Annotated in this window: 22 protein-coding genes; 7 read left to right on the forward strand and 15 right to left on the reverse strand. The window is 49.1% G+C overall.

Translation table 11 applies throughout. The features are described from left to right. Window positions 1-390 precede the first annotated feature (390 nt). From MJO57_RS00255 to glpK, 3 genes are all read left to right on the forward strand, one after another. Window positions 391-1,227, forward strand: coding sequence for a sulfurtransferase (locus MJO57_RS00255; protein ID WP_252021954.1), 837 nt, complete (start codon window positions 391-393; stop codon window positions 1,225-1,227). Between the two features lie 145 nt (window positions 1,228-1,372). Next, window positions 1,373-2,245: an archaetidylserine decarboxylase gene (gene asd, locus MJO57_RS00260; protein WP_252021956.1), complete on the forward strand. Its 873-nt coding sequence runs from the start codon at window positions 1,373-1,375 to the stop codon at window positions 2,243-2,245. A 127-nt stretch (window positions 2,246-2,372) separates the two neighbouring features. Then, entirely contained in the window at window positions 2,373-3,881 is a 1,509-nt protein-coding gene (gene glpK / locus MJO57_RS00265; protein WP_252021958.1) for a glycerol kinase GlpK, read from the forward strand. 75 nt (window positions 3,882-3,956) lie between these two features. Here the strand turns inward: glpK and MJO57_RS00270 are convergent, their stop codons facing one another. Continuing rightward, window positions 3,957-4,535 (reverse strand): YbhB/YbcL family Raf kinase inhibitor-like protein, encoded by a 579-nt coding sequence (locus MJO57_RS00270; RefSeq protein WP_252021960.1) that lies wholly within the window; start codon window positions 4,533-4,535, stop codon window positions 3,957-3,959. Between the two features lie 521 nt (window positions 4,536-5,056). On the opposite strand from MJO57_RS00270, the gene MJO57_RS00275 reads away from it, so the two are divergent. Together MJO57_RS00275 and pntB are read left to right on the forward strand one after the other, a co-directional pair. After that, on the forward strand, window positions 5,057-6,601 hold the full coding sequence (locus tag MJO57_RS00275; RefSeq protein WP_252021962.1) for a Re/Si-specific NAD(P)(+) transhydrogenase subunit alpha: 1,545 nt from the start codon (window positions 5,057-5,059) through the stop codon (window positions 6,599-6,601). A gap of 15 nt (window positions 6,602-6,616) precedes the next feature. Beyond that, window positions 6,617-8,014, forward strand: coding sequence for a Re/Si-specific NAD(P)(+) transhydrogenase subunit beta (gene pntB / locus MJO57_RS00280; protein ID WP_252021964.1), 1,398 nt, complete (start codon window positions 6,617-6,619; stop codon window positions 8,012-8,014). Window positions 8,015-8,046: 32 nt separating this feature from the next. On the opposite strand, the gene MJO57_RS00285 is transcribed toward pntB, so the two are convergent. From MJO57_RS00285 to MJO57_RS00315, 7 genes are all read right to left on the reverse strand, one after another. Next, window positions 8,047-9,504, reverse strand: coding sequence for a hypothetical protein (locus MJO57_RS00285; protein WP_252021966.1), 1,458 nt, complete (start codon window positions 9,502-9,504; stop codon window positions 8,047-8,049). A 428-nt stretch (window positions 9,505-9,932) separates the two neighbouring features. Then, the gene (locus tag MJO57_RS00290) at window positions 9,933-10,670 is read right to left on the reverse strand and encodes a hypothetical protein (protein WP_252021968.1); all 738 of its coding nucleotides are present in this window, start codon (window positions 10,668-10,670) and stop codon (window positions 9,933-9,935) included. Window positions 10,671-10,819: 149 nt separating this feature from the next. Next, on the reverse strand, window positions 10,820-11,662 hold the full coding sequence (nfo, locus tag MJO57_RS00295) for a deoxyribonuclease IV (protein ID WP_252021970.1): 843 nt from the start codon (window positions 11,660-11,662) through the stop codon (window positions 10,820-10,822). Between the two features lie 87 nt (window positions 11,663-11,749). Further along, on the reverse strand, window positions 11,750-12,706 hold the full coding sequence (locus MJO57_RS00300; RefSeq protein WP_252021972.1) for an alpha/beta hydrolase: 957 nt from the start codon (window positions 12,704-12,706) through the stop codon (window positions 11,750-11,752). Continuing rightward, the gene (locus MJO57_RS00305; RefSeq protein ID WP_252021974.1) at window positions 12,706-13,332 is read right to left on the reverse strand and encodes a transcription termination/antitermination NusG family protein; all 627 of its coding nucleotides are present in this window, start codon (window positions 13,330-13,332) and stop codon (window positions 12,706-12,708) included. The genes MJO57_RS00300 and MJO57_RS00305 overlap by 1 nt, the downstream gene beginning before the upstream one ends. A 217-nt stretch (window positions 13,333-13,549) precedes the next feature. Next, on the reverse strand, window positions 13,550-14,713 hold the full coding sequence (locus tag MJO57_RS00310; protein ID WP_252021976.1) for a phosphoglycerate kinase: 1,164 nt from the start codon (window positions 14,711-14,713) through the stop codon (window positions 13,550-13,552). Between the two features lie 282 nt (window positions 14,714-14,995). Beyond that, window positions 14,996-16,033, reverse strand: a complete 1,038-nt coding sequence (locus MJO57_RS00315) for a type I glyceraldehyde-3-phosphate dehydrogenase (RefSeq protein ID WP_252021978.1) — start codon at window positions 16,031-16,033, stop codon at window positions 14,996-14,998. 64 nt (window positions 16,034-16,097) lie between these two features. On the opposite strand from MJO57_RS00315, the gene MJO57_RS00320 reads away from it, so the two are divergent. Beyond that, window positions 16,098-16,394 (forward strand): hypothetical protein, encoded by a 297-nt coding sequence (locus MJO57_RS00320; protein ID WP_252021980.1) that lies wholly within the window; start codon window positions 16,098-16,100, stop codon window positions 16,392-16,394. 112 nt (window positions 16,395-16,506) lie between these two features. On the opposite strand, the gene MJO57_RS00325 is transcribed toward MJO57_RS00320, so the two are convergent. The 3 genes from MJO57_RS00325 to MJO57_RS00335 all read right to left on the reverse strand — a co-directional run bounded on the left by MJO57_RS00325 (window position 16,507) and on the right by MJO57_RS00335 (window position 18,056). After that, window positions 16,507-17,463 (reverse strand): Bcr/CflA family efflux MFS transporter, encoded by a 957-nt coding sequence (locus MJO57_RS00325; protein ID WP_252021982.1) that lies wholly within the window; start codon window positions 17,461-17,463, stop codon window positions 16,507-16,509. A 147-nt stretch (window positions 17,464-17,610) separates the two neighbouring features. Continuing rightward, on the reverse strand, window positions 17,611-17,916 hold the full coding sequence (locus tag MJO57_RS00330; protein WP_252021984.1) for an MFS transporter: 306 nt from the start codon (window positions 17,914-17,916) through the stop codon (window positions 17,611-17,613). Beyond that, window positions 17,913-18,056: a hypothetical protein gene (locus MJO57_RS00335; RefSeq protein ID WP_252021986.1), complete on the reverse strand. Its 144-nt coding sequence runs from the start codon at window positions 18,054-18,056 to the stop codon at window positions 17,913-17,915. The genes MJO57_RS00330 and MJO57_RS00335 overlap by 4 nt, the downstream gene beginning before the upstream one ends. Here MJO57_RS00335 and MJO57_RS00340 point away from each other — a divergent pair. Continuing rightward, window positions 18,055-19,569 (forward strand): IS66 family transposase, encoded by a 1,515-nt coding sequence (locus MJO57_RS00340; RefSeq protein ID WP_252017330.1) that lies wholly within the window; start codon window positions 18,055-18,057, stop codon window positions 19,567-19,569. The two genes, MJO57_RS00335 and MJO57_RS00340, sit on opposite strands and share 2 nt — an antisense overlap. A 463-nt stretch (window positions 19,570-20,032) precedes the next feature. Here MJO57_RS00340 and MJO57_RS00345 read toward each other — a convergent pair whose 3' ends face one another. The 4 genes from MJO57_RS00345 to tkt form a co-directional block, all read right to left on the reverse strand. Further along, window positions 20,033-21,016 (reverse strand): S-adenosylmethionine decarboxylase proenzyme, encoded by a 984-nt coding sequence (locus tag MJO57_RS00345; RefSeq protein ID WP_252021988.1) that lies wholly within the window; start codon window positions 21,014-21,016, stop codon window positions 20,033-20,035. Beyond that, window positions 21,016-23,034 (reverse strand): biosynthetic arginine decarboxylase, encoded by a 2,019-nt coding sequence (gene speA / locus MJO57_RS00350; protein WP_252021990.1) that lies wholly within the window; start codon window positions 23,032-23,034, stop codon window positions 21,016-21,018. The genes MJO57_RS00345 and speA overlap by 1 nt, the downstream gene beginning before the upstream one ends. Before the next feature lie 47 nt (window positions 23,035-23,081). After that, window positions 23,082-23,957 (reverse strand): polyamine aminopropyltransferase, encoded by an 876-nt coding sequence (speE, locus tag MJO57_RS00355; RefSeq protein WP_252021992.1) that lies wholly within the window; start codon window positions 23,955-23,957, stop codon window positions 23,082-23,084. Between the two features lie 297 nt (window positions 23,958-24,254). Then, window positions 24,255-26,252 carry a transketolase gene (gene tkt, locus MJO57_RS00360; RefSeq protein WP_252026870.1) on the reverse strand — a complete coding sequence of 666 codons (1,998 nt, stop codon included), beginning with the start codon at window positions 26,250-26,252 and terminating at the stop codon, window positions 24,255-24,257. Window positions 26,253-26,303 lie beyond the last annotated feature (51 nt).

The following is a 26,303-nucleotide window of genomic DNA, read 5'->3' on the forward strand; positions in this document are numbered from 1 at the left end:
ACTCCGTTCTTGATATCGTCTCCGGGCACTTGCCAAAGCCGAAAGGTACCTGCAAAAAAAAGCACTCGTTGCATCGGTCGAGTCGGCAATGCCAGTGAGGACAACAGCGAAGGCCTGCATTAATGGACGGAATCAGCCAAGCTAACGGGCACCGATGGTACTGGCACATTAAGGGATGGACCATCGCGGTTTAGGGGAGATAGTGGTGCAAGGGAAAAGGGGCTGGTAGTCGATAAGGCTTTTCAGGCAAAATGATCCGGCGTGCCGGTTTACCGGACTGAAATTTAGAAAGCCACCATGAGAGTGACTCATTTGTGTAAGGGATTTTTCCAGGATAGTAATATTTAACCCTTGACAATAGAATGTTGAATTTACCGCTCTGGACCTGATATGACTGACAATAACAAGCTGCCACTTATCCTGGAACCAGAAGAACTGGAGTACATATTCACTTCTGAAGACAATGCGTCAGTAAAAAATCGCCTGGTGATTATTGATCTTTGTAATCCCCGGTTATATCAGCAGGCTCATGTTCCCGGAGCCATTAGTGTACAGCCACATCGACTGGTTGCAGGAACACCGCCTGCCCGCGGTAAACTTCCGGCACTCAGCCAATTGGAATCATTATTCAGTGAACTGGGCTTTACCGGTGAAGAACACTTTATTGTTTACGATGATGAAGGCGGTGGCTGGGCAGGTCGCTTTATCTGGACGCTCGATGTGATTGGTCACCGGAAATACTCTTATCTCAATGGTGGTATCCATGCCTGGTTGAAAGAAGGGCATCCGGGAGAGTCCAGGCCAAACGAAAGAGCTAGTACAAAAGTATCGCTCACTATTGATGACCGTGTTATTGCCAGCTGTGACTTCATTCTTGCGACATTGGACAGCCCGGAGTTTACTATCTGGGATGCACGTTCTCCGCAAGAATACTTCGGAGAAAAGGTCATGGCACAGAAAGCCGGTCATATCCCCGGGGCGGTTAATTTTGAGTGGACCCGAGCCATGGACCCGGAAAAGAACTATCGAATCAAAGAAGGGCTGGTTGCAGAGCTTGAGGCTCTTGGTCTGACAAGAGATCAGCAAATCATTACCCACTGTCAGGCCCATCACCGCTCAGGGTTTACCTATCTTGTTGCCAAAACCCTTGGCTTTAAATCGGTCAGAGCCTATGACGGCTCCTGGTCTGAGTGGGGGAATCTGCCTCATACACCGGTAGCTCAATAAGCAAACTTAGCTATCACCGATATAATCACCGCAGGTGCAGGCCGTCATGCCATGGATTACAATGGCAGCCACTTTCCTGTTTTCCGAGCATTATTGCCCCGATTTTGATCAGACACGTATTTTAACTACAGGATACTCCACCATCGTGAAAGAGAAACTGTTTGCAGCTGTTCAGTTTGTGTTGCCCCATCACCTGATCTCCAGAGCTGTGTACTATTTTGTCGAATGCCGGGTTCCGTGGTTCAAAAATGGCCTGATTCGCTGGGCAATTGATCACTACCACGTCAATATGGGTGAGGCTAAACGAGAAGACGCTGAAGAGTACATTCACTTCAATGACTTCTTTACCCGGTCATTAAAGGATGGAGCCCGACCTTTACCGGAAGATCCACAGATGATTGTCAGTCCGGCTGATGGTGTCATCAGTCAGATAGGGGACATCAATTACGGCAGAGTGTTTCAGGCCAAAGGCCATGACTACAGTCTGGTCGAACTGCTCGGTGGTGACCTGGAACTTGGACAAGAGTTTATGGGGGGTAAGTTTGCCACCATTTATCTCTCTCCAAGAGACTATCACCGTGTTCATATACCTGCGGCAGGGTCCCTGCATAAGATGATCCATGTGCCCGGACGCCTTTTCTCTGTAAATCAGGGGACAGTTGAGAACGTCCCCAATCTCTTTGCCCGAAACGAACGGGTAGTCAGTATTTTTGATACGCAATACGGCCCAATGGCGGTTATCATGGTTGGTGCAATCAATGTAGCCAGCATTGAAACCGTTTGGGCCGGTCTGGTAACACCACAAAGAGGGCAGGTTGCCACCACCACCTACGGTGAGGCCAGTCAGTCCATTGAATTGGATCGTGGTGATGAAATGGGTCGTTTCAAGCTGGGCTCGACCGCGATTGTTCTCTTTGGCAAGAATCAGATAGATTGGCTGGAAAACTGGCAGCCAGGCTTGTCCATCAAGATGGGGGAGGCATTGGCACAAGTCCCTATCGATAAAAAACCTTGCTGAGTCCGTCAGGTTGGGATGCAGTAACAACTGCTTTACCAATCTGGGGAACATTATGATCTCGTATCGTTAGCTGGTCTTCGAAAACACCTTAAGGCATTCTGCCGGTTAAGGAATTAAGGACAGAAGAATGACCACTGAAAAGAAATACATTGTTTCTCTCGACCAGGGTACAACCAGTTCACGTGCCATCATTTTTAACCATGATGGCGATGTCGTAGGGACTTCTCAGCGAGAGTTTACCCAGTACTATCCCCGACCAGGCTGGGTTGAGCACAACCCGATGGAGATTTGGGCGACCCAGAGTTCGGTGCTGACCGAAGTGCTGGCAAAAACCAATATTCGACCTGATGAGGTGGCTGCTCTTGGTATTACCAATCAGCGTGAAACTACCGTTGTCTGGGATAAAAATACCGGTCAGCCTGTCTATAACGCCATTGTATGGCAATGCCGTCGTACAACGGACATCTGCGAACAATTAAAAAAAGCGGGTCTGGAATGTCATATCCGTGAAACCACCGGTCTGGTTCTGGATGCTTATTTCTCTGGCACGAAAATCAAGTGGATTCTTGATAACGTAGAGGGTGCCCGTGAAAGCGCCGGAAAAGGTGATCTGTTATTTGGTACAGTGGATACCTGGCTGACCTGGAAGCTCACCGATGGCCGTGCCCATGTTACCGATGTAACCAACGCTTCACGGACCATGCTTTTTGATATCAATCGTCTTGAGTGGAATGACACTATTCTGCAGGCACTGGATATTCCCCGCAGCATGCTACCTGAAGTAAAGTCCAGCTCAGAAATTTATGGCAAGACCAACATTGGCGGTAAAGGTGGAACGCGGATTCCGGTTGCAGGTATGGCCGGTGATCAGCAGGCTGCACTGTTTGGCCAGATGTGCCATGAAAAAGGTATGGCCAAGAACACCTATGGCACGGGGTGCTTCCTGTTGATGAATACCGGAGAGGCGCCTGTCAAGTCTGAAAATGGCCTGTTAACCACCATCGCCTTTGGTATTGATGATAAGGTGCACTACGCACTGGAAGGTTCTGTCTTTATGGGAGGGGCTTGTGTTCAGTGGCTTCGTGATGAACTGGGTCTGGTCCGTGACGCGGCGGATACCGAATATTTTGCCAGTAAAGTACAAGACACCAATGGTGTTTATGTGGTGCCGGGTTTTGTCGGTCTCGGAGCTCCATACTGGGACCCTTATGCCCGTGGTGCAATCTTTGGCCTGACCCGTGGCGCTAACCGCAACCATATCGTCCGTGCGACACTGGAGGCTATTGCTTACCAGTCCCGGGACCTGATTGAAGCGATGCAGCAGGATGCCGGTATCGAAATGAAGCAGCTTCGTGTGGATGGTGGTGCCGTGACCAACAACTTCCTGATGCAGTTCCAGTCGGACATTCTGAATAAAGAAGTCGTTCGCCCAACGGTAACCGAGTCAACAGCCGCAGGTTCCGCTTACCTGGCAGGTCTTGCCGTTGGTTTCTGGAGGAGCATTGATGAGCTTAAGGACAAAGTCGGCGTTGATCGTGTCTATCGTCCGGTGATGGATGATGAGCAGCGAACAGGGCTGTACCAAGGCTGGAAGAAAGCTGTAGAACGCAGCCTGAAATGGGAAGATCACGAATAAAGGCCGGAGTGCTCAGGTTCAGGCTTAGGTCGTATTTGTACTTTAAGCACTGGCGGTCTGCCGTAATGTATCACCTCATCTGGCATTGGTGGGTGCTGTGAGCACCGCTTTAGCCAATGTGTGCTGTAGAATATAAAAGTCAGCCATTGCTGGTGTGGCATTGCTGTTTATATCCAGGTTAGGGATATCCAGAGCGTAAACGGTAATACGGTAGTTATGCGGTGCAGAGTTTGGTGGAGGGCAAGCACCACCATAGCCTTTAAATCCATAATCATTTTTCAGCATGCTTGCCCCTTCGGGAAGGTTCTTTCCACCTTCCGAACCTGCATTTAACGGCAGGCTTTGGACATTGCCGGGAATATTGATCACCACCCAGTGCCACCAACCGCTGCTGGTAGGTACATCCGGATCGTACATGGTTACGGCAAAGCTTTTGGTTCCTTCGGGTATATTGTTCCACCTCAGTTCTGGTGATCTGTTTTTTCCTGTACACCCCCATTGGTTGTAAATTTGCTGGCTCTGGAAGGATTTGCCGTTGGTGATCTGGTTACTCATTAACGCCATGATGTCTGAATCGGGCTTATTTCCCATGCCCGTAGTAGAAAGACTGATTGCCAGTAACCCTATACCAGCAAGAGTAACTACACGTTTCATCACTCAACCCTTTTAGATGGCTCTTGTGGAAGATTAGTTGTGGATTATTAAAGTTGCCCAACGTTTGAGTGAAAGTTGTCGTTTTGTGGAGTGGCTTTTCTGGTGCTTCTGCTTTTCTTTCTGTGTTTTGCCATTGTTCTGTGATTGTTCTGTGATTGTTCTGTGATTGTTCTCTCATTGTCTTTTACCTCTGACGTTTTTGATTTTTATGAACTTTTATACCGTTTCTATCGTCCATACAGACTAATGCGCAGGTGGTTGCGCAGGTAAGATGAGCGGGTACAATACTTACCCCGCCCTTTGTCGTATAGGAGCTACGGCCCTGCAAATAATGGTTGTAGCTGGATTTGACAAATATTGTTTCCATGAACTGTTTTGCTTGGTTCGATGCGTAGGTGTCAGGGGGGAAATGGCGTGATACAGATAAGCAAGTTTTGTCTCAGTTTGATGTTAAGCGATTGATGATAAAGTAATATTTTTTTATATCATCGTACAGTGTAAGTCATTATTAGGTGACCGTTATGCGCATAGGGATCCCTGGAGAGGTCCAGGAAAATGAGAATCGTGTTGCTGCAACGCCCGATACCGTGGATAAGTTGCAGAAGCTCGGTTTTAACATCGTCGTAGAACGTGGTGCAGGGGTAAAAGCGAGCTTTGAGGATGAAGCATATACTCTGGCTGGTGCCCGGATCGTTGATCGTGATGAAGTCTGGAATTCAGATATCATTCTGAAGGTTAACGCGCCAATTGATGATGAAATTGCCCTGCTTAAGAATGGTTCCACCTTGGCCAGCTTCGTCTGGCCTGCCCAGAATGAAGAGCTGATGAACAAGCTCAGTCAGCGTAAAGTGAACATTCTGGCGATGGACAGCGTACCGCGCCTGTCTCGCTCCCAGTCTCTGGATGCTCTGAGTTCCATGGCCAATATCGGTGGCTACCGTGCGGTGGTTGAAGCATCTCATGAGTTTGGCCGCTTTTTTAATGGGCAGATCACGGCGGCTGGTAAAATTCCGCCAGCCAAGGTACTGGTCATTGGTGCCGGTGTTGCTGGTCTGGCTGCCCTTGGTGCCGCTGGCAGCATGGGGGCCATTGTGCGAGCGTTCGATACCCGGCCTGAAGTAAAAGAGCAGGTTGAGAGTATGGGGGCCGAGTTCCTTGAGCTGGTCTTTTCATCGGAAGATGAGGAGGAACAGGACGCTGCCGATGGTTATGCGAAAGAGATGAGTCAGGCATTTATTGATGCTGAGATGGCGCTCTTTATGGAGCAGGCTCGAGAAGTTGATATCATCATCACGACTGCACTTATTCCCGGCAAACCGTCACCCAGGCTGATCACCGAAGACATGGTCAAGGCGATGAAGCCCGGCAGTGTTATTGTCGATCTTGCTGCCCAGACCGGTGGTAACTGTGCATGCACCGTCAAGGACCAGATCACGGTCGCTCATGGCGTAAAAGTTATCGGTTATACTGATCTGCCAAGCCGTCTGCCTACCCAGGCGTCGCAACTGTACGGCACTAACCTGGTCAATCTGCTGAAACTGCTCTGTCCAAACAAGGATGGGCAGATTGATATCAACTTTGATGATGAAGTTATCCGGGGCTTAACCGTTATCCGTGACGGAAGTATCACCTGGCCACCCCCTCCGGTGAAAGTCAGCGCTGCGCCGACGGCACAGCCTGAACCGGTTATGGCCAGGGAGCCTGAGAAAAAGGAAAAGTCCAGACCCTGGCTGAAGCCGTTGCTGATGGCTGTCGGCGCTGTTCTCTTTGGTTGTCTGGCTAATTCTGCCCCAAGTAATTTCCTGGAACATTTCACCGTTTTCGTACTCGCTTCCATCGTCGGTTATTACGTCATCTGGAATGTGAAGTCTGCGCTGCATACTCCGTTGATGAGTGTCACCAATGCCATCAGTGGTATTGTGGTTGTTGGTGGTCTTGTTCAGCTGGGCAGTGACAATAATATCGTACTTGCACTGTCGGGCATTGCCATCACGGTTGCTGTCATCAATATCGTGGGTGGATTCGCTGTTACCCAGCGGATGCTCAAGATGTTCCGTCTGGATTAACAGGAGTCGCTTGCAATGTCTGAAGGATTACTGGTAGCGGCTTATCTGGTCGCTGCATTAATGTTTGTTATGAGCCTTGCCGGGCTTAGCCGACAGGATACCGCAAAAAACGGTAATATATACGGCATCATCGGTATGGTGGTTGCGGTTCTGGCAACCCTTGCCCATGCCCATATTGCCGGGATGACCCTGGTCACGCTCTGCATGATTGTCGGTTCGGGTGTTGGCCTTTATCTGGCGATGAAAGTCCAGATGACGGAGATGCCACAGTTGGTTGCCATACTGAACGGCTTTGGTGGTCTGGCGGCAGTACTGATTGGCTTTGCCAGTGCGCTGGAAGTAAACGATTCCCTGGCCGTACAGTTTAAAGACCTGGTCATGTCCACTGAGCAGCTGATTCACAGCTCTGAAATTTTTATCGGGATTATCATTGGTGCGTTGACGTTCAGTGGTTCGGTTGTGGCAGCGCTCAAGCTTCATGGCAAGATTTCCAGCCGTCCTGTATCACTTCCAGGTAAGCACTGGACCAACCTGGTGATTCTTGGCCTGGCGGTTTTGATGGGTGTTGTCTATGTTCAACAGCACAGTATTCTGGCTCTGTTACTGGTGACCATCCTGGCCTTTGCCTTTGGTGTTACTCTGGTGCTGGGAATTGGTGGTGCCGATATGCCGGTCGTGGTGTCGATGCTTAATGCCTACTCAGGTCTGGCGGCGGCCATGACCGGTTTTATGTTGGGCAACAACCTGCTGATTATTACCGGCGCCATGGTGGGTTCTTCCGGTGCCATTCTCTCTTACCTGATGTGCGCGGCCATGAACCGCTCATTTATTTCGGTGATTCTGGGTGGCTTTGGTACCGAGGAAGGCACGATTGTCGAAGGTGGTGATCAGGGTGAGTACACTGAAGTCAGCGCAGAAGAGGTTGCGGAGCGTCTGAAGAGCTCCTCCAGTGTCATTATCACTCCCGGCTATGGCATGGCCGTTGCCCAGGCACAGCACCCGGTTCGTGATCTGGTTAATAAGCTGCGGGATCGCGGTATCAAGGTTCGTTTTGGTATTCACCCGGTTGCCGGTCGTCTGCCGGGGCATATGAATGTACTGCTGGCAGAGGCAAAAGTGCCTTATGATATCGTTGAAGAGATGGATGAGATCAACGATGACTTTGCCGATACCGACACGGTTCTGGTGATTGGTGCCAACGATACGGTGAACCCGGCTGCCGAAGATCCTGGCAGCCCGATTGCCGGCATGCCGGTACTGCGGGTTTGGGAAGCTGGCGAAGTGATCATCTTCAAACGTTCGATGGCCACCGGCTATGCGGGTGTTTCGAACCCACTCTTTTTCCGTGAGAATAGCCGCATGCTGTTTGGTGATGCGACCGACAGTGTGGAAAAGATTCTTAAACAGTTCTGATCCCCTTCCTGTCTGGCTGTCAGCTCATGCTGTCAGCCAGTGTTTCCGTCAAGCTTGAACACAGTAGTGGGGTGATTCCAGTGAGTTTCCCGTTCAGGTAATTTTTTTCTCAGCTCCTTAAGCATCTTTGGGTCCCATGCATTGGTTTGCCAGCATACCTTATTGCTTACCTCTAGATAGAGTCTCGTTGCATTGATAATGAAATTTTTGAGTATGGCCTTAAAGCCTTCCCAACGAGCCCTTTGGCCAGCGTATTGCGCATAGGCTTTTCCTGTTATGGCAAGATCTGCCCTTGTTGCAGATCCCAGTTTTCTGCCAAGTTTTGCACCAACAACCAGAAAGTTATTCAACGAGCGGTTATAGGGGAGCGATGTGGCTGCATCTCCGACAATGCAGATAAGTTGTCCTGATGGCGTTACATGGTGAACTTTTCTGGCATGGAAAATAGACAGGGTATAGGGAGTTAACTCCTCAGTGTCAGCGATAATGGTCTCCTGACAGAATTGCTGTTTTATCACTTGCCAGTTTTTTATTTTTTCTTTCAGGGCTTCACTCACCTTACTGTCGGAAAGCGTCGCTGCATGACCAAGGTTATAGCCAGACAAGCTGTCATACTCTTTTTTTGAAATAAAAAAGTCGATGGTGACTTCGTTAGTCTGTTCATTGAGCTTGCGAATTCTCTCTTCAACCGGTGATAACATCACTTTGAACGTTGCATATGCATAGCGGAAAAAAATAAGCCAGCCACTGACCAGTTTCCGGGTCGGACCCTGGACCTGGTATTTGACTCTGACTCGATATTGAAGGTCTTTTTTAGTTTGAAACTCGCTGTCTTCATCGATTGATGACAATTGCGAGAAAGCAATCTCTTCTCCCTGGTCGTTGGGATGATCTGCCATTTTCAGTAACGCTTTTCTACTTTTTGAATGCGCTCCATCGGCACAGACAAGGGCGTCAAACAGGGCTTCTCCTGATTGATACTTTATTTTACCGTCACCAATGGCAATCACTTCGTAATGACTGCCAGTATGCATTGTTATGCCCATTTTTTGGGCAATTAACTTCAGGTCAGTTTCAAACTCCTGGCAACTGATATGGCCATGCTGACTCTGTATTTTGTTTCTGAGCTGATTCATTCCCTCTTTTAAGACTTGATTGTCATAACAATTTAGTGATCTGAAGCATTGATCATCGATGTTAACCGTATGATTTCGAGCGTATTCCGTTCTCTTTTCAAACATTTCTATATACGTATCAGAACACTTTGCTTTCGTCTGCAAGGCATTCCAAAGGGCATTAGGGCCCATGCCAACATAGACTACTTTGAGTGTGTGATGATCCAGAGGTTTGCCTGTCCGAGGTGTTCGTTCTTTACTGAAGCTTTTCCTGTTACTCTCTAATTCATCGGATACAGTTATTTCAGGCAGTACTTTATTTACCAATTCACTCGTATAGAGTTTATGCCCGCTTGATATTGCTTCCCGATCCATGTCTTTTCAGTTCCCTATGTTTAATAACCGTTTGATTCCAATTAATAAAATCAACTAATTTGTTTTTGATGATTTGTTGAAATGGTTGGTAAAATCTAATTTGATACAAATTAGACATTTTTTTTATAAAAACGTTCATTTTAATTTTTGACTGTTTTGTGAAAGACCGATTCACTTTACTAATGGGATAGAGGTTGCAAAGTGTAATGATTGAAACGTCATCGATAAGCAATTGAATGATGATTTTATGAATAGAAGGTTATTAAAACCTGAATCAGGATCAATAGCTTTTGTATAAAGATCCTTCGTCAGTAGCCTTTTCAGGCTAATTTCCCAGTTGAGAACTGACGGATTCAGGTATTAGCGTCTGCAAGCTGAAGTAACATTAAAGACATGTTGCCGTGTAACAGCGTTTAATTAACCCTCACTCATTGCAGTTCACCAAGAAGACGCTTTTTGGCATCGAAACCATCCTGATCATTTGCTAATGCATCCAATACGTCTTGCCTGCCTAATGAAGACTCAAAATCAATGCCTAACTTTTTGAAGCTAGAGTGCTCTACAAATCCATAATCATTGCTATCGAAGTAATATGAGGTGGTATCAATATTAAGCTCGATCTTAAGCTCGATATCAGCATTACCTTCGTCATCAAAGAACCATTTATCCAGGGCTTTTCTAACTTGTGCCTTCAGACAGGCTTGTTTAAGTGCCAGCTCCTGCTCCAGCTCAGATGATGACATGTTATCAAACTCTGGTTTGATCGATGTATTGACCCCCTGGATGAATTTTCCCGCAACCAAAAGCCCTAAGGAGGCAGAAAATACTATCGGGCAATGTGAGAATTCAAAGATATTAGTGATGTTCACCAATGAGAGTGATGAAGCACCCAGTGCTGATCCTTTTTGTTTAAGCAGGTCATCACTTAGCAGACGCACCAGGTTTTGTTGCCCACCGATTTTACCTATTTTTCGTATGGTGTTTTTTCGGTCCGTGGTTTCGTCACCGCGTGAAAGCTTGTTGCTATAGTGCCGGGCATTGCATGTAATAACCGAGCGACAACCAAAGGCACCTTCTACATTGCGTAAATTGTGCGAAGCCAGCCTGCTAAGCGGGTGTGCCAATCTGTTAATGCCGATGCAAATCGGCAGGGGGGCAGTATTCATCAATATTTGCTCCAAAAAATTATCTATTCTATGACTGATTGGACAGATAATTTCTGGAATAGTTCAAGAGCTTTAAAGGTTGTTCCGCAAAGCGATAGAACTCCGGTAGTAAGCTTATCGCTCGCTACCGGCACTATAACTGCAGACATCTATGCAGACATCATTTTCAAAGCGTTTATTTCATCAGCCCAGATCGTTTCATCAATGGTTTCGAGAACCATGGGAATGCCATCAAAACGACTGTCTGACATGATATAGCGGAATACTTCCCAGCCAATCTCGCCCTGACCCAGGCTGTGGTGCCGGTCTTTTCGTGAGCCCAGCGCGCCTTTGGAGTCGTTCAGGTGCATGCCTTTGAGGTAGTGAAAACCAATGACTTGGTCGAACTTGGCAAATGTTTTCTGGCAGGCCTCCTGAGTGCGAAGGTCGTAACCGGCAGCAAAAGTGTGGCAGGTATCCAGACAGACACCAACACGGCTTTTGTCGTCAACCTGATCAATGATTTCGGCGATTTCTTCAAACTGCCACCCCAGGTTGCTGCCCTGGCCTGCGGTATTCTCGATCACCGCAATGACGCCCTGAGTTTGCTCAAGCGCCATATTGATGGACTGGGCAATTTTGCTCAGGCAGTCCGATACCTCAATTTTTCTCAGGTGGCTGCCCGGGTGAAAGTTAAGCCGGTCAAGACCAAGCTGCATGCAGCGTTCCATCTCATCAATAAATGCCAGCCGGGACTTTTCCAGTGCTTCGGGCTCCGGATGGCCCAGGTTGATCAGATAACTGTCGTGGGGAAGAATTTGTTGCGGTGTGAAATGGTATTGCTCACAACGCTCTCTGAATAACTCGATGCTTTTCATTGAGAGCGGTTTGGCGTGCCACTGTCGCTGATTCTTGGTGAACAGGGCAAAGGCGGTTGCACCTAATTCATGGGCATTTACCGGGGCATTTTCGACACCTCCGGCGGCACTGACGTGTGCTCCAATGTATTTCATTGATCGGGACTTCCTGTGGGTTCTATGCAATTAGTGCAACAACGGGCACCATCAACAATACACTCAATCTGATTGGAATTTTTATCTTCAATTCTCTGCCTTCCTTGCATTCAACTCTTTTGCTAACCATTGCATATAATGAATCCGGGTTTCTGTGAGTTCATTGGGCAGGTGGTGTCGGGCATCTTCCAGCCAGAGTACTCTGGGAGTGCGATACAGCTGCCCTAAAACCTGAATATTGTAGGGTCCATCCACGGTGGTGTCATTTGTGCCTTGCAGGATCAGCGGGCTTAACGGGATTTGCTCGGCAGATGACTCAATTTTTCGAATCCAGCGATCCAAAGCAGAGACCCACTGTGTGGGTAACACGGTTGGCGCCAGTGGATCATTGTGTGCTTTATTCAGGAAGTTTTTATCCCGGCAGTTATCTTTGATCTTCCTGGGAATCTGGCGAATAAATGGCCTGACCAGATACAGCTGGAGTCGGCTGAGCTGCCATAACCAGGGCCGAACCAGTGGTGCAGAGAAAATCACTTGCTCAAAAGGCATGGGCATGCCTTGCCTGGTGCAGTGATTCAGCAGCTCTGTGATAATGGCGCAGCCCGTGCTTTGACCATACGCCAGCCATGGCCCGGGGAGTGTTGACCCGGTGTGATGCATTACCTCTTCCAGAACCAGGCGATAGTGTTCAAAGTCTTCAATGGTGGCCGGTTGTCCACTGGAAAGCCCGTGTCCGGGAAGATCGTAGGCCAGAACGTTGTAACCTTCTTCCAGAAAGAAGCGGAGAATATGCTCAAACAGGCCGACATGGTCATAGTAGCCATGGAGCAGAAATACAGAGCCTTTGGCTTTAGCCCTGGTGTATAAGTGGCAGGCAATGCGGTAATCCGTGCTGTTTATATACCCCAGGTAATGCTGGATATCAGCGATGCTGTTTTCCAGATCAATGTTGTAATACTTAAAGTACGCTTGTTCGTGAGGTTGTGGGGACATCAGACCATACGAGAGCGGGCGCATATCAGAGATAAGCTTCAGTTTGTCCATTAACCCTCTTCAGCAACTTTCTGCAGGTCTTTCAAAGGAACTTCTATCTCTTTAATGGCGACAACCTGTTCCTTAATGCCATCGTCAGTACGCAGGCTTTCAATGAATTGGATGAGAATAATGCCGCGATCCATGTTTACACCTTTTACAAACGTACTTTCAAGGTGTCGGAACAGAGGGTTGTCATAAAGTACCGACTCACCTTGTTTGAAGCGGATGGAGGTTGGCTTTTCATCAGGAATGCAGCCATTGTGTTTCCAGACAAATGCCTCAATCTGGTCGATCAGCTGATCACCATCCGGTATCGGCCTGGGTAGTAGCTGCCCCAGATCCCCTTGGGGAAGTCGCCCTTCATTATAGAGCTTTTGACTGATCCTGTTGAAATGGACAACTTGAATGATTCCCCGGGTTGAACGGATTTTGTGATAAGAGGGAAGGTCTTTCTTGCCTAACCTGATGAACAAATAGCCCGGAAACAAGGGAGCGCGAGCACTTTTTTCCTGAATAAGCGGACAATAAGCCTCAAAGCCCTGGTGCTCAAGGTTATCCTGGGCGCGAATCTCTTCCCGGTGTTTGGTTTTCAGCAGATACCATCCGTGTTTCAAAACGGTTTCCTTAGATGACATATTCAATCCTTTTGGTGAAGTTTCTGTAACCAATAGGATCATCCGATCTACAGTTGTTTAACGGAATCATTCTACAGGACTCAATGCTTCAGACAATACTCAATGAGCAGCAGTGTCCTGTAAGGAAAGACTATTTTATCAGGGAAGCAAGTAAACAATGGGAGGAGGGGAGGTACCGGAAGAAAATAAATTGCTTCCGGCCTTTTTCATCGATTGATTAACGTTTGGCTGCTTCTTCGAGCATGGCTACCGCAGGCAGAACCTTACCTTCGACAAACTCAAGGAAGGCACCGCCACCGGTAGATATGTACGACACTTTGTCTTTAATTCCGTACTTGTCGATAGCGGCCAGAGTATCGCCACCGCCAGCAATAGAGAAAGCGTCAGAGTTGGCAATGGCCATGGACAGTGAACGTGTACCTTCACCAAACTGATCAAACTCGAAAACACCCACCGGACCATTCCACAGGATGGTCTTGGCAGCGGTCAGAACGTTGGCAAACAGTTTCTGGGTTTCAGGGCCCACGTCAAAGATCATGTCGTCATCTTCAACGTCGTCAACCGACTTGATGGCTGGCTCGTTCTCATCGAACTTCTTGCCGCAGATCACATCGATAGGCATCGGGATGTCACACTTATCCATCAGGGCTTTGGCCTGGGGGATCAGGTCTGCTTCATAGAGCGACTGACCAACATTTTTGCCGGCAGCCGCCAGGAAGGTATTGGCGATACCGCCACCAACGATCAGCTGGTCACAAACGCCAGACAGAGACTCAAGAACCGTCAGCTTGGTGGAAACCTTGGAGCCACCAACAATCGCCGTCATTGGACGTTGCGGTTTATCCATGGCCTTGCCAAGTGCTTCCAGCTCAGCCGCCAGCAGTGGACCAGCGCAGGCAACAGCGGCAAACTTGCCAACACCATGAGTGGATGCCTGGGCACGGTGTGCGGTGCCAAAGGCGTCCATAACATAGATATCACAAAGGGCCGCCATTTTCCGGGACAGGGCTTCGTCATCTTTCTTTTCACCGACGTTGAAACGGCAGTTTTCCAGAATAACCAGCTCTCCGGCGGCCACGTCAAAGCCACCATCTACCCAGTCTTTCACCAGGCGAACTTCTTTGCCCAGCAGATTACCAATGTAATCGGCGACGGGTTTCAGTGAAAATTGCTCTTCATACTCACCTTCAGTAGGGCGGCCGAGGTGAGAGGTCACCATAACGTGAGCACCGGCTTCCAGAGCCTGTTTGATGGTTGGCAGGGACGCCAGAATACGGGCGTCACTGGTCACCTTGCCGTCTTTTACCGGAACATTGAGGTCTTCGCGGATCAGTACGCGTTTGCCTGCCAGGTCCAGATCGGTCATTTTTAAAACGTTCATGGGGAGCCCTCTTGATATTCACTCATGGCTGAGTTTCTCAGTGGCAAGCACTGTGTATTAATGCTTACCCTGAAGAAATTTGCCGGGGATAACCGAAGTCCAAAAAATCAGGGAACAACGAAAAAACGTCGGGACAATAGCATATAAATTACGCCTCAGGTATTCATTGATACGCTCTAATGACTTGAATCAAGCGGTGTTTCAAGGGTTTTCGAAGGGTCACAACTATTATGGTGGATGTTGTTTAAAAACGTTAATGGTATTTGAATAATCGGTCATGCTTTAAGTAGCAACAGTTGTTCCTAACCAGCAACCGGCAACATCAAGCATTCGGTTGGCAAACCCCCATTCGTTATCAAACCAGCAAAGTAGCCTGACGAGACGGTTGGCTGATACCCGGGTTTGAGTGCCGTCAACAATACAGGACCGGGTGTCGTGGTTGAAATCGACAGAAGCATGAGGCTCATTGGTAAAGCCCAGTATGCCTTCCAGGCGACCATAGGTTGCCTGCTGCAGGACACGATTGATTTCGACTATTGACGTGTTTTTGCTGACTTGAACGGTAAGGTCAATACAGGAAACATTGATCGTGGGAACCCGGATGGCACTGGTTTTAAATCGTCCCTTGAGTTCAGGCAGCAAACGGTTAATCCCTTTGCCAAGACCCGTGTCAATCGGAATGATTGATTGCAATGCGCTGCGGGTCAGACGCAAATCGTTCTGATGATAGGCATCAATAACCGGCTGATCATTCATGGCTGAATGGATGGTGGTCATGGTGCCGTATTCAATGCCCAGGGCGTCATTCAATGTTTTGAGAACCGGTACAATGCAATTGGTGGTGCAGGATGCACTGGAAACGATACGGTGCTCAGGGCTTAGCTGTTCCTCATTGATACCATAAACGATGGTTGCATCCACGTCGGGTTTTGCTGGCTGGGAAAAGAGCAGGCGGGAAGCGCCTTTTTCAATGTGGAGGTTTGCGGTTGCCCGATCATTAAATGAACCTGAGCATTCCAGTAGCAGGTCAATGTTCAGGTCTTGCCAGTTGATTTCCCGGGGATCCGGCTCGTTCAAAACCCGAATGCGGTCATCGCCGATAAACAGGTGGGTCTCGTCTGCAGACACCTGGCCCGGAAAACGGCCGTGGGTTGTATCGTATCGCGTCAGGTAGGTCAGCGTGTCGATATTGGCCAGCTCATTGATGGCAACCACTTCCATCCCGTGAACAGGATTGTCACGATAACCGTTTTCATAAAGTGCGCGCAGCACACACTGGCCGATTCGTCCATACCCGTTAATGGCTATCCTGTAGGTCATTGCTTGATGATTCCAGCTGTTGTTGGCGTCAGGCATTGTACCGAAAAATAACGGAGAATGATTGATGATTTCTGGAAACCCAATACCTGCCCAAAATGGTGTGGGAGCCGCTCAGGAAGACTCGATTTCTTTATCTGTTGGTCCCGGCAAGTGGCTTGGCCGCGTTATCCAGGTGCTCAAAGGGGTGACCTGTTTTCTGTCAGGCGTTGCTTTTGTGTCTGCATTGGCTGCTGGCTTTCCTTTTGCAGCGGCGCTCTATGGGTCGATTTTCGTTTTAACCGTATTTTCCCTGCTATCTGGCGAAAGTAACAATGATGAAGCGATTAAGGAATGTCAAAATAATTTAAACAGAACTGATTGAAAAAATATGGGTGAAGTGAGCTATTTCAGAGCCCCTGAACCTTGAACTCTGAAATAGCCCTGTTGAAATTAATAACTGAGCCTCCTTGCTTTTTGCGCCTTGATATTACTGCTCAGCCTACTGGAACAGGTGTCTCCATCTCTCCTTCTTTCTTCACCAGCAGCAGTGAAGCAACAGAAAGTATTCCACAACCAGCCATCACGGCGGCCATGGGAATGGCTGTACCATCATGAAAATAACCGACTAATACTGAGGCAATACCCCCCGAGGTAAAACGCAGCGCACCTGCCAGAGCATTTGCCGTACCTGCCGATTTTGGAAAGTGGGACAGGGCCAGGGCATTGGAGTTAGGACCAGTAAAGCCAATACAGGCGATATAGCAGGCAATTGGGATCATCAGCCCGGGCAGGCTGCCAAAGCCGGTGACGGTGTTGAGCAAGAGCAGAGCTGCACAGACTGATGCGGTCAGGCTGCCGCCACGAAGAATCGTAAACAGTTTGAACCGCTCAACCAGGCGGATATTCACCATATTGGCGATTCCCATGGCCAGGATATTGATGGCGAACAGAAGCCCGTACTGTTCAGCGGGGATGCCAAACAGCTCGATGTAGACGAAGGGAGAGCCGGAAATAAATGCAAACATGCCACCAAAGAAAAAGGAATGGCAGAGGATACAGCCAATCGCTTCCCGGTTTTTCAGGATGTTGGAGTAATTCAATACCAGCTGTACTGGAGACACCATCAGTCGGTTTTCCTCTGGCAGTGTCTCCTTAACCCGGACAAAAGCCAGAATCAGCGACAGACCAGCGGCAATGGCCAGAAAGATAAACAGGCTCTGCCAGCCAAAGAACTTGAGAATCTGTCCGCCCATAAGCGGCGCAGCCAATGGCGCCACGGTCATAACCATGAGAATGGATGACAGTGCTTTGGCAATCTGTTCCCTGGGGAACAGGTCCCGAATCATGGCTGGAATAGTCACCATGATGGCTGCTCCGGCCATGGCCTGAAGTACCCGCACAATAATCAGCTGGGTGGCACTGGTGCAGAGAGCGGCAAGAATATTGGTCAAGGCTCTTGTAGGATTTCAGACTGCTACTGGGTTGAACATTGCTGAAGCCCTTTATCTACAAAGGTTGTCAGCATATTGTCCGGTAATGTTGCCCAATCCTTGTTTTTCGTGACCTACAGTCAGTTTTCACTGTAGAGCAGTTCGTAATCAAAATAGAGCCTTGGTCAATATATAAAAAATGATTCCCGGGAACATGACCTTTCTTCGGCCAAATCGATCCGATAACGGGCCACACACCAGTTGGCTGACGGCAAAGCCAATGGTATAGGCACTCAATGTGTACTGTATTCGGTTTAATGGCTCACCCATACTTTTTGCGATGGCGGGCAAGGCGGGCAAGTAAAGGTCAATGGCCAGCGGTCCAAGGGCTGTTAGTGCCCCCAGGGTAAGAATCAGGAATAAACGTTCACTCCTGTCTTCTTTTTTTTTCCCAAGATGAGTTAACGTTGTCATTTTTCAGGCTCATGATGTCGGGCAGCCAAGGGCCTTCCTTTAGCTCTCAGTAACTGTTCAGCACCCCCACATAAATCTGGAATTTTCTGATTTTTATACCATCCTCTTAAGCACCATTTTTCCACAATATTCGCCAGCATGATTCCAGAACTACCCGCAACTATGTCGGCTGAGATTCTCTTGAAAGAGAATGCAGAGCTGCGGATGAGAGTTGCCTGTCTGGAAGAGCGATGTCGAGAATTGGAAGAAAAGGTTGGCAAGAACAGTCAAAACAGCAGCAAGCCGCCATCGTCTGATGGTTATCAAAAACCTTGTAAAAACAGTAATTCTCCAGATCATTCTGACGACCTTTCCGCAGATAAAGGTACCGATCCATCGGATGAAAAACCCAATCCTAAAAGTCTGAGACAGTCTTCTGGTAATAAAGCCGGTGGAAAGAAAGGGCATCAGGGCACTTGTCTTAAACAGGTCGATATCCCTGACTATATTGAGTACCTTCCGGTTAAAGAATGCAATAAATGTCAGGCGTCTCTTCTTGATAGTGAGCCGGTCAAATATATTGAACGACAGGTGTTTGAACCAGGGAGACCGGGTGAATTTGAAGTAACGGCCCATAGAGCTGAAGTAAAAATCTGCACTTGTGGTTGTCGGAATCAGGCTGAATTCCCGGAAGGTGTTACCGCTGCCGCACAATATGGCTCAGCCACACAGGCTATGGCCGTCTATCTTAACCAATACCATTTCCTGCCTTTTAAGCGCGTGTCAGAGTATTTTAATACTCTCTATAAAATGAGTGTAAGTGCAGGCACTGTCGCCAATTTTGTGGCCAGAACCTATGAAAATCTGGCTTCTACTGAAGAGGTTATTCGTGACGCCTTGCGGGAATCGTCTGTTGCCGGAGCCGATGAAACGGGTATGCGGGCCGAGGGCTCTTTGCACTGGCTACACGTTATGCGGGATGAACAATGGACGCTCTACTACTTGTCTGAAAAGCGAGGTCGTGAGGCCATGGACACGATGGGCATACTGCTAACATTTGCAGGCGTTCTGGTTCATGATCATTGGAAATCCTATTTTGCATATGCGGCAACTCACGTACTTTGCAATGCCCATCACCTGAGGGAGCTTTTGGGTGTTGTTGATAGGGACAGCAATCAACTGGCGTTGCGATTGATGAAGCTACTGAGGCTTTCCTGGCATTACTGCAAGGGCTTTAAGACCATAGGTATGCTACAGATGCCAAGTGTTGTCTGTGAACGAATCGAGAAGATTTATGACCGGTTGCTTCAGCGGGCTCTAATGAAAGAAGTCGTCTATATGGAGAAGCAACGAGAGGAGCTTAAGCGCAAGAAAGTCAAGAATACTAAAGCTTACAATCTCTTCAAACGACTCACTGAGTTCAAGGCTGAGACACTGCGCTTCATGTCAGATTTTACCATTCCCTTCGATAACAATGGCAGTGAGCGGGATGTTCGAATGGCCAAGTTAAAGCAGAAAATCTCAGGCTGCTTCAGGAGTGCAGACGGTGGTTCTATGTTTGCACGGATTCGCAGCTATTTGTCGTCTGCCAGAAAACAGGGAATGGACATATATCAATCACTTCATAGAGCTGTTCGGAATTACTGTAATATGCCTTTGCTCAGTGCTGAATAGTTACAGCTCTCAGAAAGATTTTATCCGTTCCGAAATGGCCGGGACTGCATTTACATAAAAGTTGCGTGATAGCCAGTACTTCTGACTTAAGAGCCGAACCGCTGTAGTGCCTTGTGGAGTGTACGACACTGGTTTGTCATTTAAGAGGGAGAGTCTTGTCCGCTAAAGCAATGGTTGATAGCGAAAAGGTAACTACATCGATTTATAGTTTATACGGCTATAAATAATTCTTTCATAAAACTATTAAGCAATAAATAGATAAGTACACTTGTATAAATAGTACTTACCAAGAACTTACAACAGAGGAATGGAAGACTTTTTTAAAAAAATGACCGGTTCTCAGTTATCGGTATCAGGGGTTTACTGAGTCCCGGGAAGGGTATTAAGCGAAGGTTGTTGTCTAAAAATCCAGGAAAAGCATGGCTTCTACTCTCTGTGAATCTCTTGAGCAGTGATTGAACGGTTACTCTGCCCGCCATAAGTTTTCGGCCTGTACTTTCCTGTGATCTGGATGCTGAAAATGATTGAAGACCATATGGTAGCCACAACTTAATTGAATTTCACAGGTTGACAGGCACTGGTATGGTGTCTTTTCTGGCAGCGGCACTTTTTTCGGCACTTTCTTCGGCACTTTCTTCGGCACTTTCTTCGGCAGCAGAGGATTAAAACCGATCAGGTCCCAGCAGCCCGGATTCAACTGCTTCAGCAGTGTGGGCACAATCGACGAGTTGACCAGATCAAGGTTAGTTTCAAAACTGACGTATGAGCTGTTTTTCTGTGGTGTGATATGGATAGTGGCATAGCGGTTATCCCGAATGGCATTCACAGAGTAACCTGAGGGTTCAAACAGCCAGTCGCTCAGGGCAAAGCCCGGGAAGAGCTCTTCCAGTTTTAGCAAACGACGAATGTGTTTAATCTTCTGATGTTCACTGCACAGGTAGTCGGCATTTTCACCTCGGATATGGTACATCAGCAATTCACTGGTGGTGTTATCGACAGCAGGCTCATAGGGTTTATCCAGATGGAAGACATAGTTATGGTGGCTATCCAGATTGCCCAGGCGAAAGGCGCAACCGGGCATATGCAAGCCAAGCCGGTTAACATCGTCCATAAAGGAGGTCTTCTGAAGATGGGCGTAGTACTCGTTTTTGCGCCGGAAGCTGGCAAAGCGGATATGCTCCAGAGGTACCTGTTCAAGTAAGTAGAGGGCAGCATCCACGAGGGTGGTTGTTCCACAGGTCAGCATCACAACCCGGTCATGCCAGACGAACAGGCTGGACTCAGACAATAGATAGGCATCACATTCTTCGTTACTGAGCGTGTCCAGAATCTCTGCTTTGGCCCTGGTGACCACATTTGACCAGAAGCTTCTTCCCATGGCCAGCAACGAGCCCCACTCCCTGTTGATGACCATCTCCAGTTTCTTTTCCGAGCCTTCAAAAAACATCACTGCAGGCTCCCGCCGATAAACTCCAGGTAGGTATAGCCCCGGAGCCCTGACTCCAGTTCTGCCAGTATGGCCCGTTGCTGCCCCGGTGGCAGGCATTCCCGAACCAGCTGCCGGTAGGTACGAAGAAAGCTTTCTGGCTGCAGGTTGACATAACGCATCACATCTTCCACGGTATCGCCAGCCTGGTAATCGGTGACTTCCACTTCGCCCTGCCCGTTGATGCGTACCGAAGCGACATCGGTATCACCGAACAGGTTGTGCATATTGCCAAGAATCTCCTGATAGGCGCCCACCATGAAAAACCCGATCAAAAATGGATTTTCCGGCTGCCATTGAGGTACTGGCAGGGTGGTTTCTATGCCTTGGCCGTCTACGTAGTGATTAATAACGCCATCGGAGTCACAGGTGATATCCAGCATCACTGCCCGGCAGACCGGGGGGCGATCCAGGCCGGACAGCGGCATGACCGGAAAGATCTGGTCGATGCCCCAAGCATCGGGCAGGGACTGAAACAGGGAGAAGTTTACATAGAATTTGTCTGCCAGTTTGTCACTGAGTTCATCAATCACTGGGCGATGGGCCTGGTTGCGGGGGGAGAGCTGGGCTTTCAGTTCATGGTAGATGTTCAGGCAGATGTTTTCTGCCCAGGCACGGTGTTCAAGTCCAAGCAGTCCCATGTCAAATTGGGTATGGACTTCCGCCAGGTCGGCCTGGCTATCGTGATAAATCTCGACCAGGGAACGTTCCCTGTGGCTGTGACGCAAGTCTTGCCGGGAGCTCCACATATTATGCAGCAGAAGGGGAGCGTCCTCGGCGGGTGGCTGCAGCACTTCCGGTTCATAGCTTTCGACGCCCAGGATATCGGTAATCAGCACCGCATGGTGAGCTACCAGATGACGGCCCGACTCTGAAATGATACCCGGAACCGGCAGATCATACTGCTGGCAGATATCGCCCAGGGTATAGATGATATTGTTGGCATACTCCTGCAGGCTGTAATTCATTGAGCAGGTGTTCTGGCTGCGGGTACCTTCATAGTCCACCGCCAGGCCACCGCCCACATCAACAAACTGAATCGGAACTCCCATACCGTGCAGTTGGGCATAGATACGACCACATTCACTGACGCCCTTGCGTACATCATGGATATTGGCAATCTGGGACCCCAGGTGGAAGTGGAGTAGCTGCAGACACTCCTGTTGCTGAAAATGCTTTAACCGGTCCAGGACATGGAGTACCTGGCTGGCGGAGAGACCGAACTTGGATTTTTCTCCACCACTGGCCTGCCACTTTCCTTTGCCCTGAAAAGCCAGGCGTACCCGAAGCCCCAGACGGGGCCGGACACCCAGGCTGGCCGCTTCACTGAGCACTATGTCCAGTTCGGTGAGTTTTTCCAGAACGATATAAACCTGATGACCCAGCTTTTCCCCGATCAGGGCCAGGCGAATATATTCCCGGTCTTTGTAGCCGTTACAGACAATCACCGAACTGGCCCGTTTCGCCAGGGCCAGAACCGCCAAAAGCTCCGGTTTGCTTCCGGATTCCAGGCCCAACTGCGGATGTTTGCTGGATGTCTGGCTGCTTAAAATATCTTCAACCACCGTCCGTTGCTGATTGACCTTGATCGGGTAAACAGCCAGATAGCGGTTGTTGTAGCCGTACTCACTGATGGCATGGTTAAACACGTTGCACAGATTATCTACCCGCTGATGGATGACCTGTGGAAAGCGAACCAGTACCGGCATTGATACACCCTGGCGGTTAAGCTGACGGGCAATGACGTTCAATTCGACCGGTGGGGTCCCCTTGATATTTACCGTTACATGACCCTGGTCATTCAGGTCAAAATGGTTCTGGCTCCAGAAACGGATGTTATAGGTGGAACGTGCTTCATTAACGTTCCATTGTTCCCACTCAGCACCGCCAGAGTATTGAAGATCATCTACAGCGGGCAACTCTTCAGACCCGAAGCAGCGCTTGTTCGATGTTTCCGATAACTCTTTTCTTTTCTCCATCACCGACCTTAACCCTCAGCATAAAAAGCATTGTTGCTTTATTATCCTTATCCCATTGATTCTGCGATGGCTGTTTCAATGTATCGGGGCAGGGCGAAAGCTGCCTGATGAACCGCGGGCGTGTAGTAGCGAGTGGTAATGCCGCTGAGGGCAAACCTTGCTTCGATGTCGACCAGGGGAATGTGACGGGCTTCATGGTTATCGGTGCCCCAGGCAAAGGTCATAATGCCACAGGTGTAGGTGGGAACTGCAGCACTGTAAAAATGGAGGTCCGAGACATAGCTGCCCAATCGGTGGACGGTAGTTTTAACTTCATCCAGCTGCATGAATGGCACGCCATTTTGGGCGACGAAAATGCCTTTATTGGTCAACAGTCGTTTGCATCCCCGGTAAAATTCAGATGAGAACAAGACTTCCCCCGGACCGATAGGGTCTGTGCAGTCAGAGATAATCACATCGAAGCGATTACCGGCAGTATCGGCATTGTTGACGAACCGGACGCCATCATCAATCACCAGGGTGACTCTCGGATCATCATAGGCTCCGCAAGAGTGATTCGGCAGCCACTGGCGGCAGAGATCTACTACAGCCTGGTCGATCTCCACCATGCAGACCTCTTTAACGGCAGTATGTTGCAGTACTTCTCTTAGTATACCGCCATCACCACCGCCAATAATCAGGACGCGTTTGACCTGGCCATGGGCCAGGATGGGTACATGGGTCAGCATTTCATGGTAGATAAACTCGTCTTTTTCGGTGGTTTGAATCACACCGTCCAGGGCCATCATGCGACCAAAGAACCGGTTCTCAAAGATGATCAGATGCTGGTGTTCGGTTTTAGTTTCAAATAACCGTCGGTCGATCGAAAAATTCTGTCCATAACCTGAATACAGTGTTTCCTGATAGGTCTCTTCGCAGTACATTGTTGCCAACCCTGTAGATAGATAAAAAGAACCGCAAATACTCGTTGCATGCCGACTAATGCGCGGAACTGTGAACCGTTAGCCAAATGACTGACGGCAGGCTTCATGGTTAAACGGCTGTTCACGGAAATTAATCTTAGGTTATCCCGTGCTGCAGCAAGGTGATCTCAGGGGAAATATGACGACAGGATAGTGGGGCATTTGCTCAGGCGTGAGCAGATTTGTCTGATGGCAGTTTGATTGTCTTGTTGTTCCGTGAGTGGACAGCCATCCCTTTCCGGGGATGGCTGCAGGGCATTAACCGAGCAGTTCTTCCGCTGTAGCGATAATATTCTCAACGGTAAAGCCAAAGTATGGGAACAGGTCTTCTGCCGGGGCGGACTCACCGTAGGTGGTCATACCGATGATGCGGCCATCCAGCCCGACATACTTGTACCAGAAGTCAGCAGCAGCCGCTTCAATGGCAATGCGTGCAGGCACTTCCAGAGGAAGAACAGACTGTTTGTACTCCGCGTCCTGGGCATCGAATACATCCGTCGATGGCATGGATACCACACGTACTTTGCGTCCCTGCTCAGAGAGAGCAGTCCCGGCTTTCATGGCCAGCTCCACTTCGGATCCGGTGGCAATCAGAATCAGTTCAGGCGTACCTTCACAGGCTTTCAGAATGTAGCCGCCACGTTCAACCTGAGCGATCTGCTCGTCGGTTCTTGCCATGCACGGCAGACCCTGACGGGAGAAGATGAGAGCACTTGGCCCATCCGTACGCTCAATGGCCTGTTTCCAGGCAACGGCGGACTCAACCGTATCGCATGGGCGCCAGGCATTCACGTTCGGTGTCATGCGCAGGCTGGCGATTTGCTCAATAGGCTGGTGGGTCGGGCCATCTTCACCCAGGCCGATGGAATCGTGGGTGTAGACCAGTATTGAACGCTGTTTCATCAGCGCCGCCATACGAACGGCATTACAGGCGTATTCCATGAAGACCAGGAACGTTGCACCATAAGGGATGAAGCCCCCGTGCAGGGCAATACCATTCATCATGGCCGTCATGCCGAACTCACGAACACCGTAGAACAGATAGTTACCATCGGCATCTTCACGTTTGATACCTTTGGAACCACTCCACAGGGTCAGGTTGGAGCCTGCCAGGTCTGCCGAACCACCCAGCAGTTCCGGGAGGGTCGGGCCGTAAGCGTTGAGGGTGTTTTGGGAGGCCTTACGGCTGGCAACTTTTTCACCTTCCTGCTGGCAGGATTTGATGTATGCCGAGGCTTTTTCTGCAAAGTCCACTGGCAGCTCACCTTTTTGGCGGCGGGTAAATTCTGCAGCAAGCTCCGGGTATTCGGCCTGGTAAGCTGCGAATTTTTCATTCCACGCCGCTTCTTTGGCGGTACCGGCTTCTTTTGCATTCCACTGACGGTAGATATCAGCAGGAATTTCAAATGGCGCATACTGCCAACCAAGACGCTCACGGGTCAGCTTGATTTCATCATCGCCCAATGGTGCCCCGTGGCACTCCTCTTTACCTTCCTTGTTCGGTGAACCAAAGCCGATAACGGTTTTGCAGCAAATAAGAGTCGGTTTGTCCTTTTCGGCACGAGCCGCTTCAATTGCTGCCTTGATCGCTTCTGCATCATGGCCATCAACAGCAGGAATCACGTGCCAGTTATAGGCTTCAAAGCGTTTGACGGTATTGTCGGTAAACCAGCCTTCCACTTCACCATCAATGGAGATGCCATTGTCGTCGTAAAATGCTACCAGTTTGCCTAGCCCCAGAGTGCCCGCCAGGGAGCAAACTTCGTGGGAGATCCCTTCCATCATGCAACCATCACCCATGAAGGCGTAGGTGTAGTGGTCAACAATATCGTGGCCGGGTTTGTTGAATTGAGCAGCCAGTGCTTTTTCCGCAGCAGCCATACCTACCGCGTTGGCGATACCCTGACCAAGAGGACCTGTGGTTGTTTCAATCCCGGGTGCGTAGCCATATTCCGGGTGACCGGCTGTTTTCGAGTGCAGCTGACGGAAGTTTTTCAGATCATCGATGCTCAGCTCATAACCGGTCAGATGGAGCAGAGAGTAGAGCAACATGGAGCCATGGCCATTGGATAAAATAAAGCGGTCACGGTCCACCCACTTTGGGTTAGCGGGGTTGTGGTTGATAAAGTCTCGCCACAGCACTTCAGCAATATCTGCCATCCCCATGGGGGCGCCGGGGTGACCGGATTTGGCTTTTTGTACGGCGTCCATGCTGAGGGCGCGAATGGCATTGGCAAGCTCACGACGTGAGGACATGGGAATCTTTGCTCCGGGGAATCCAGTCTGTTTAAATTCGTGCGCTATTTT

Origin of the sequence: Endozoicomonas sp. SCSIO W0465 (assembly GCF_023716865.1) — a bacterium.
GTDB lineage: Bacteria > Pseudomonadota > Gammaproteobacteria > Pseudomonadales > Endozoicomonadaceae > Endozoicomonas.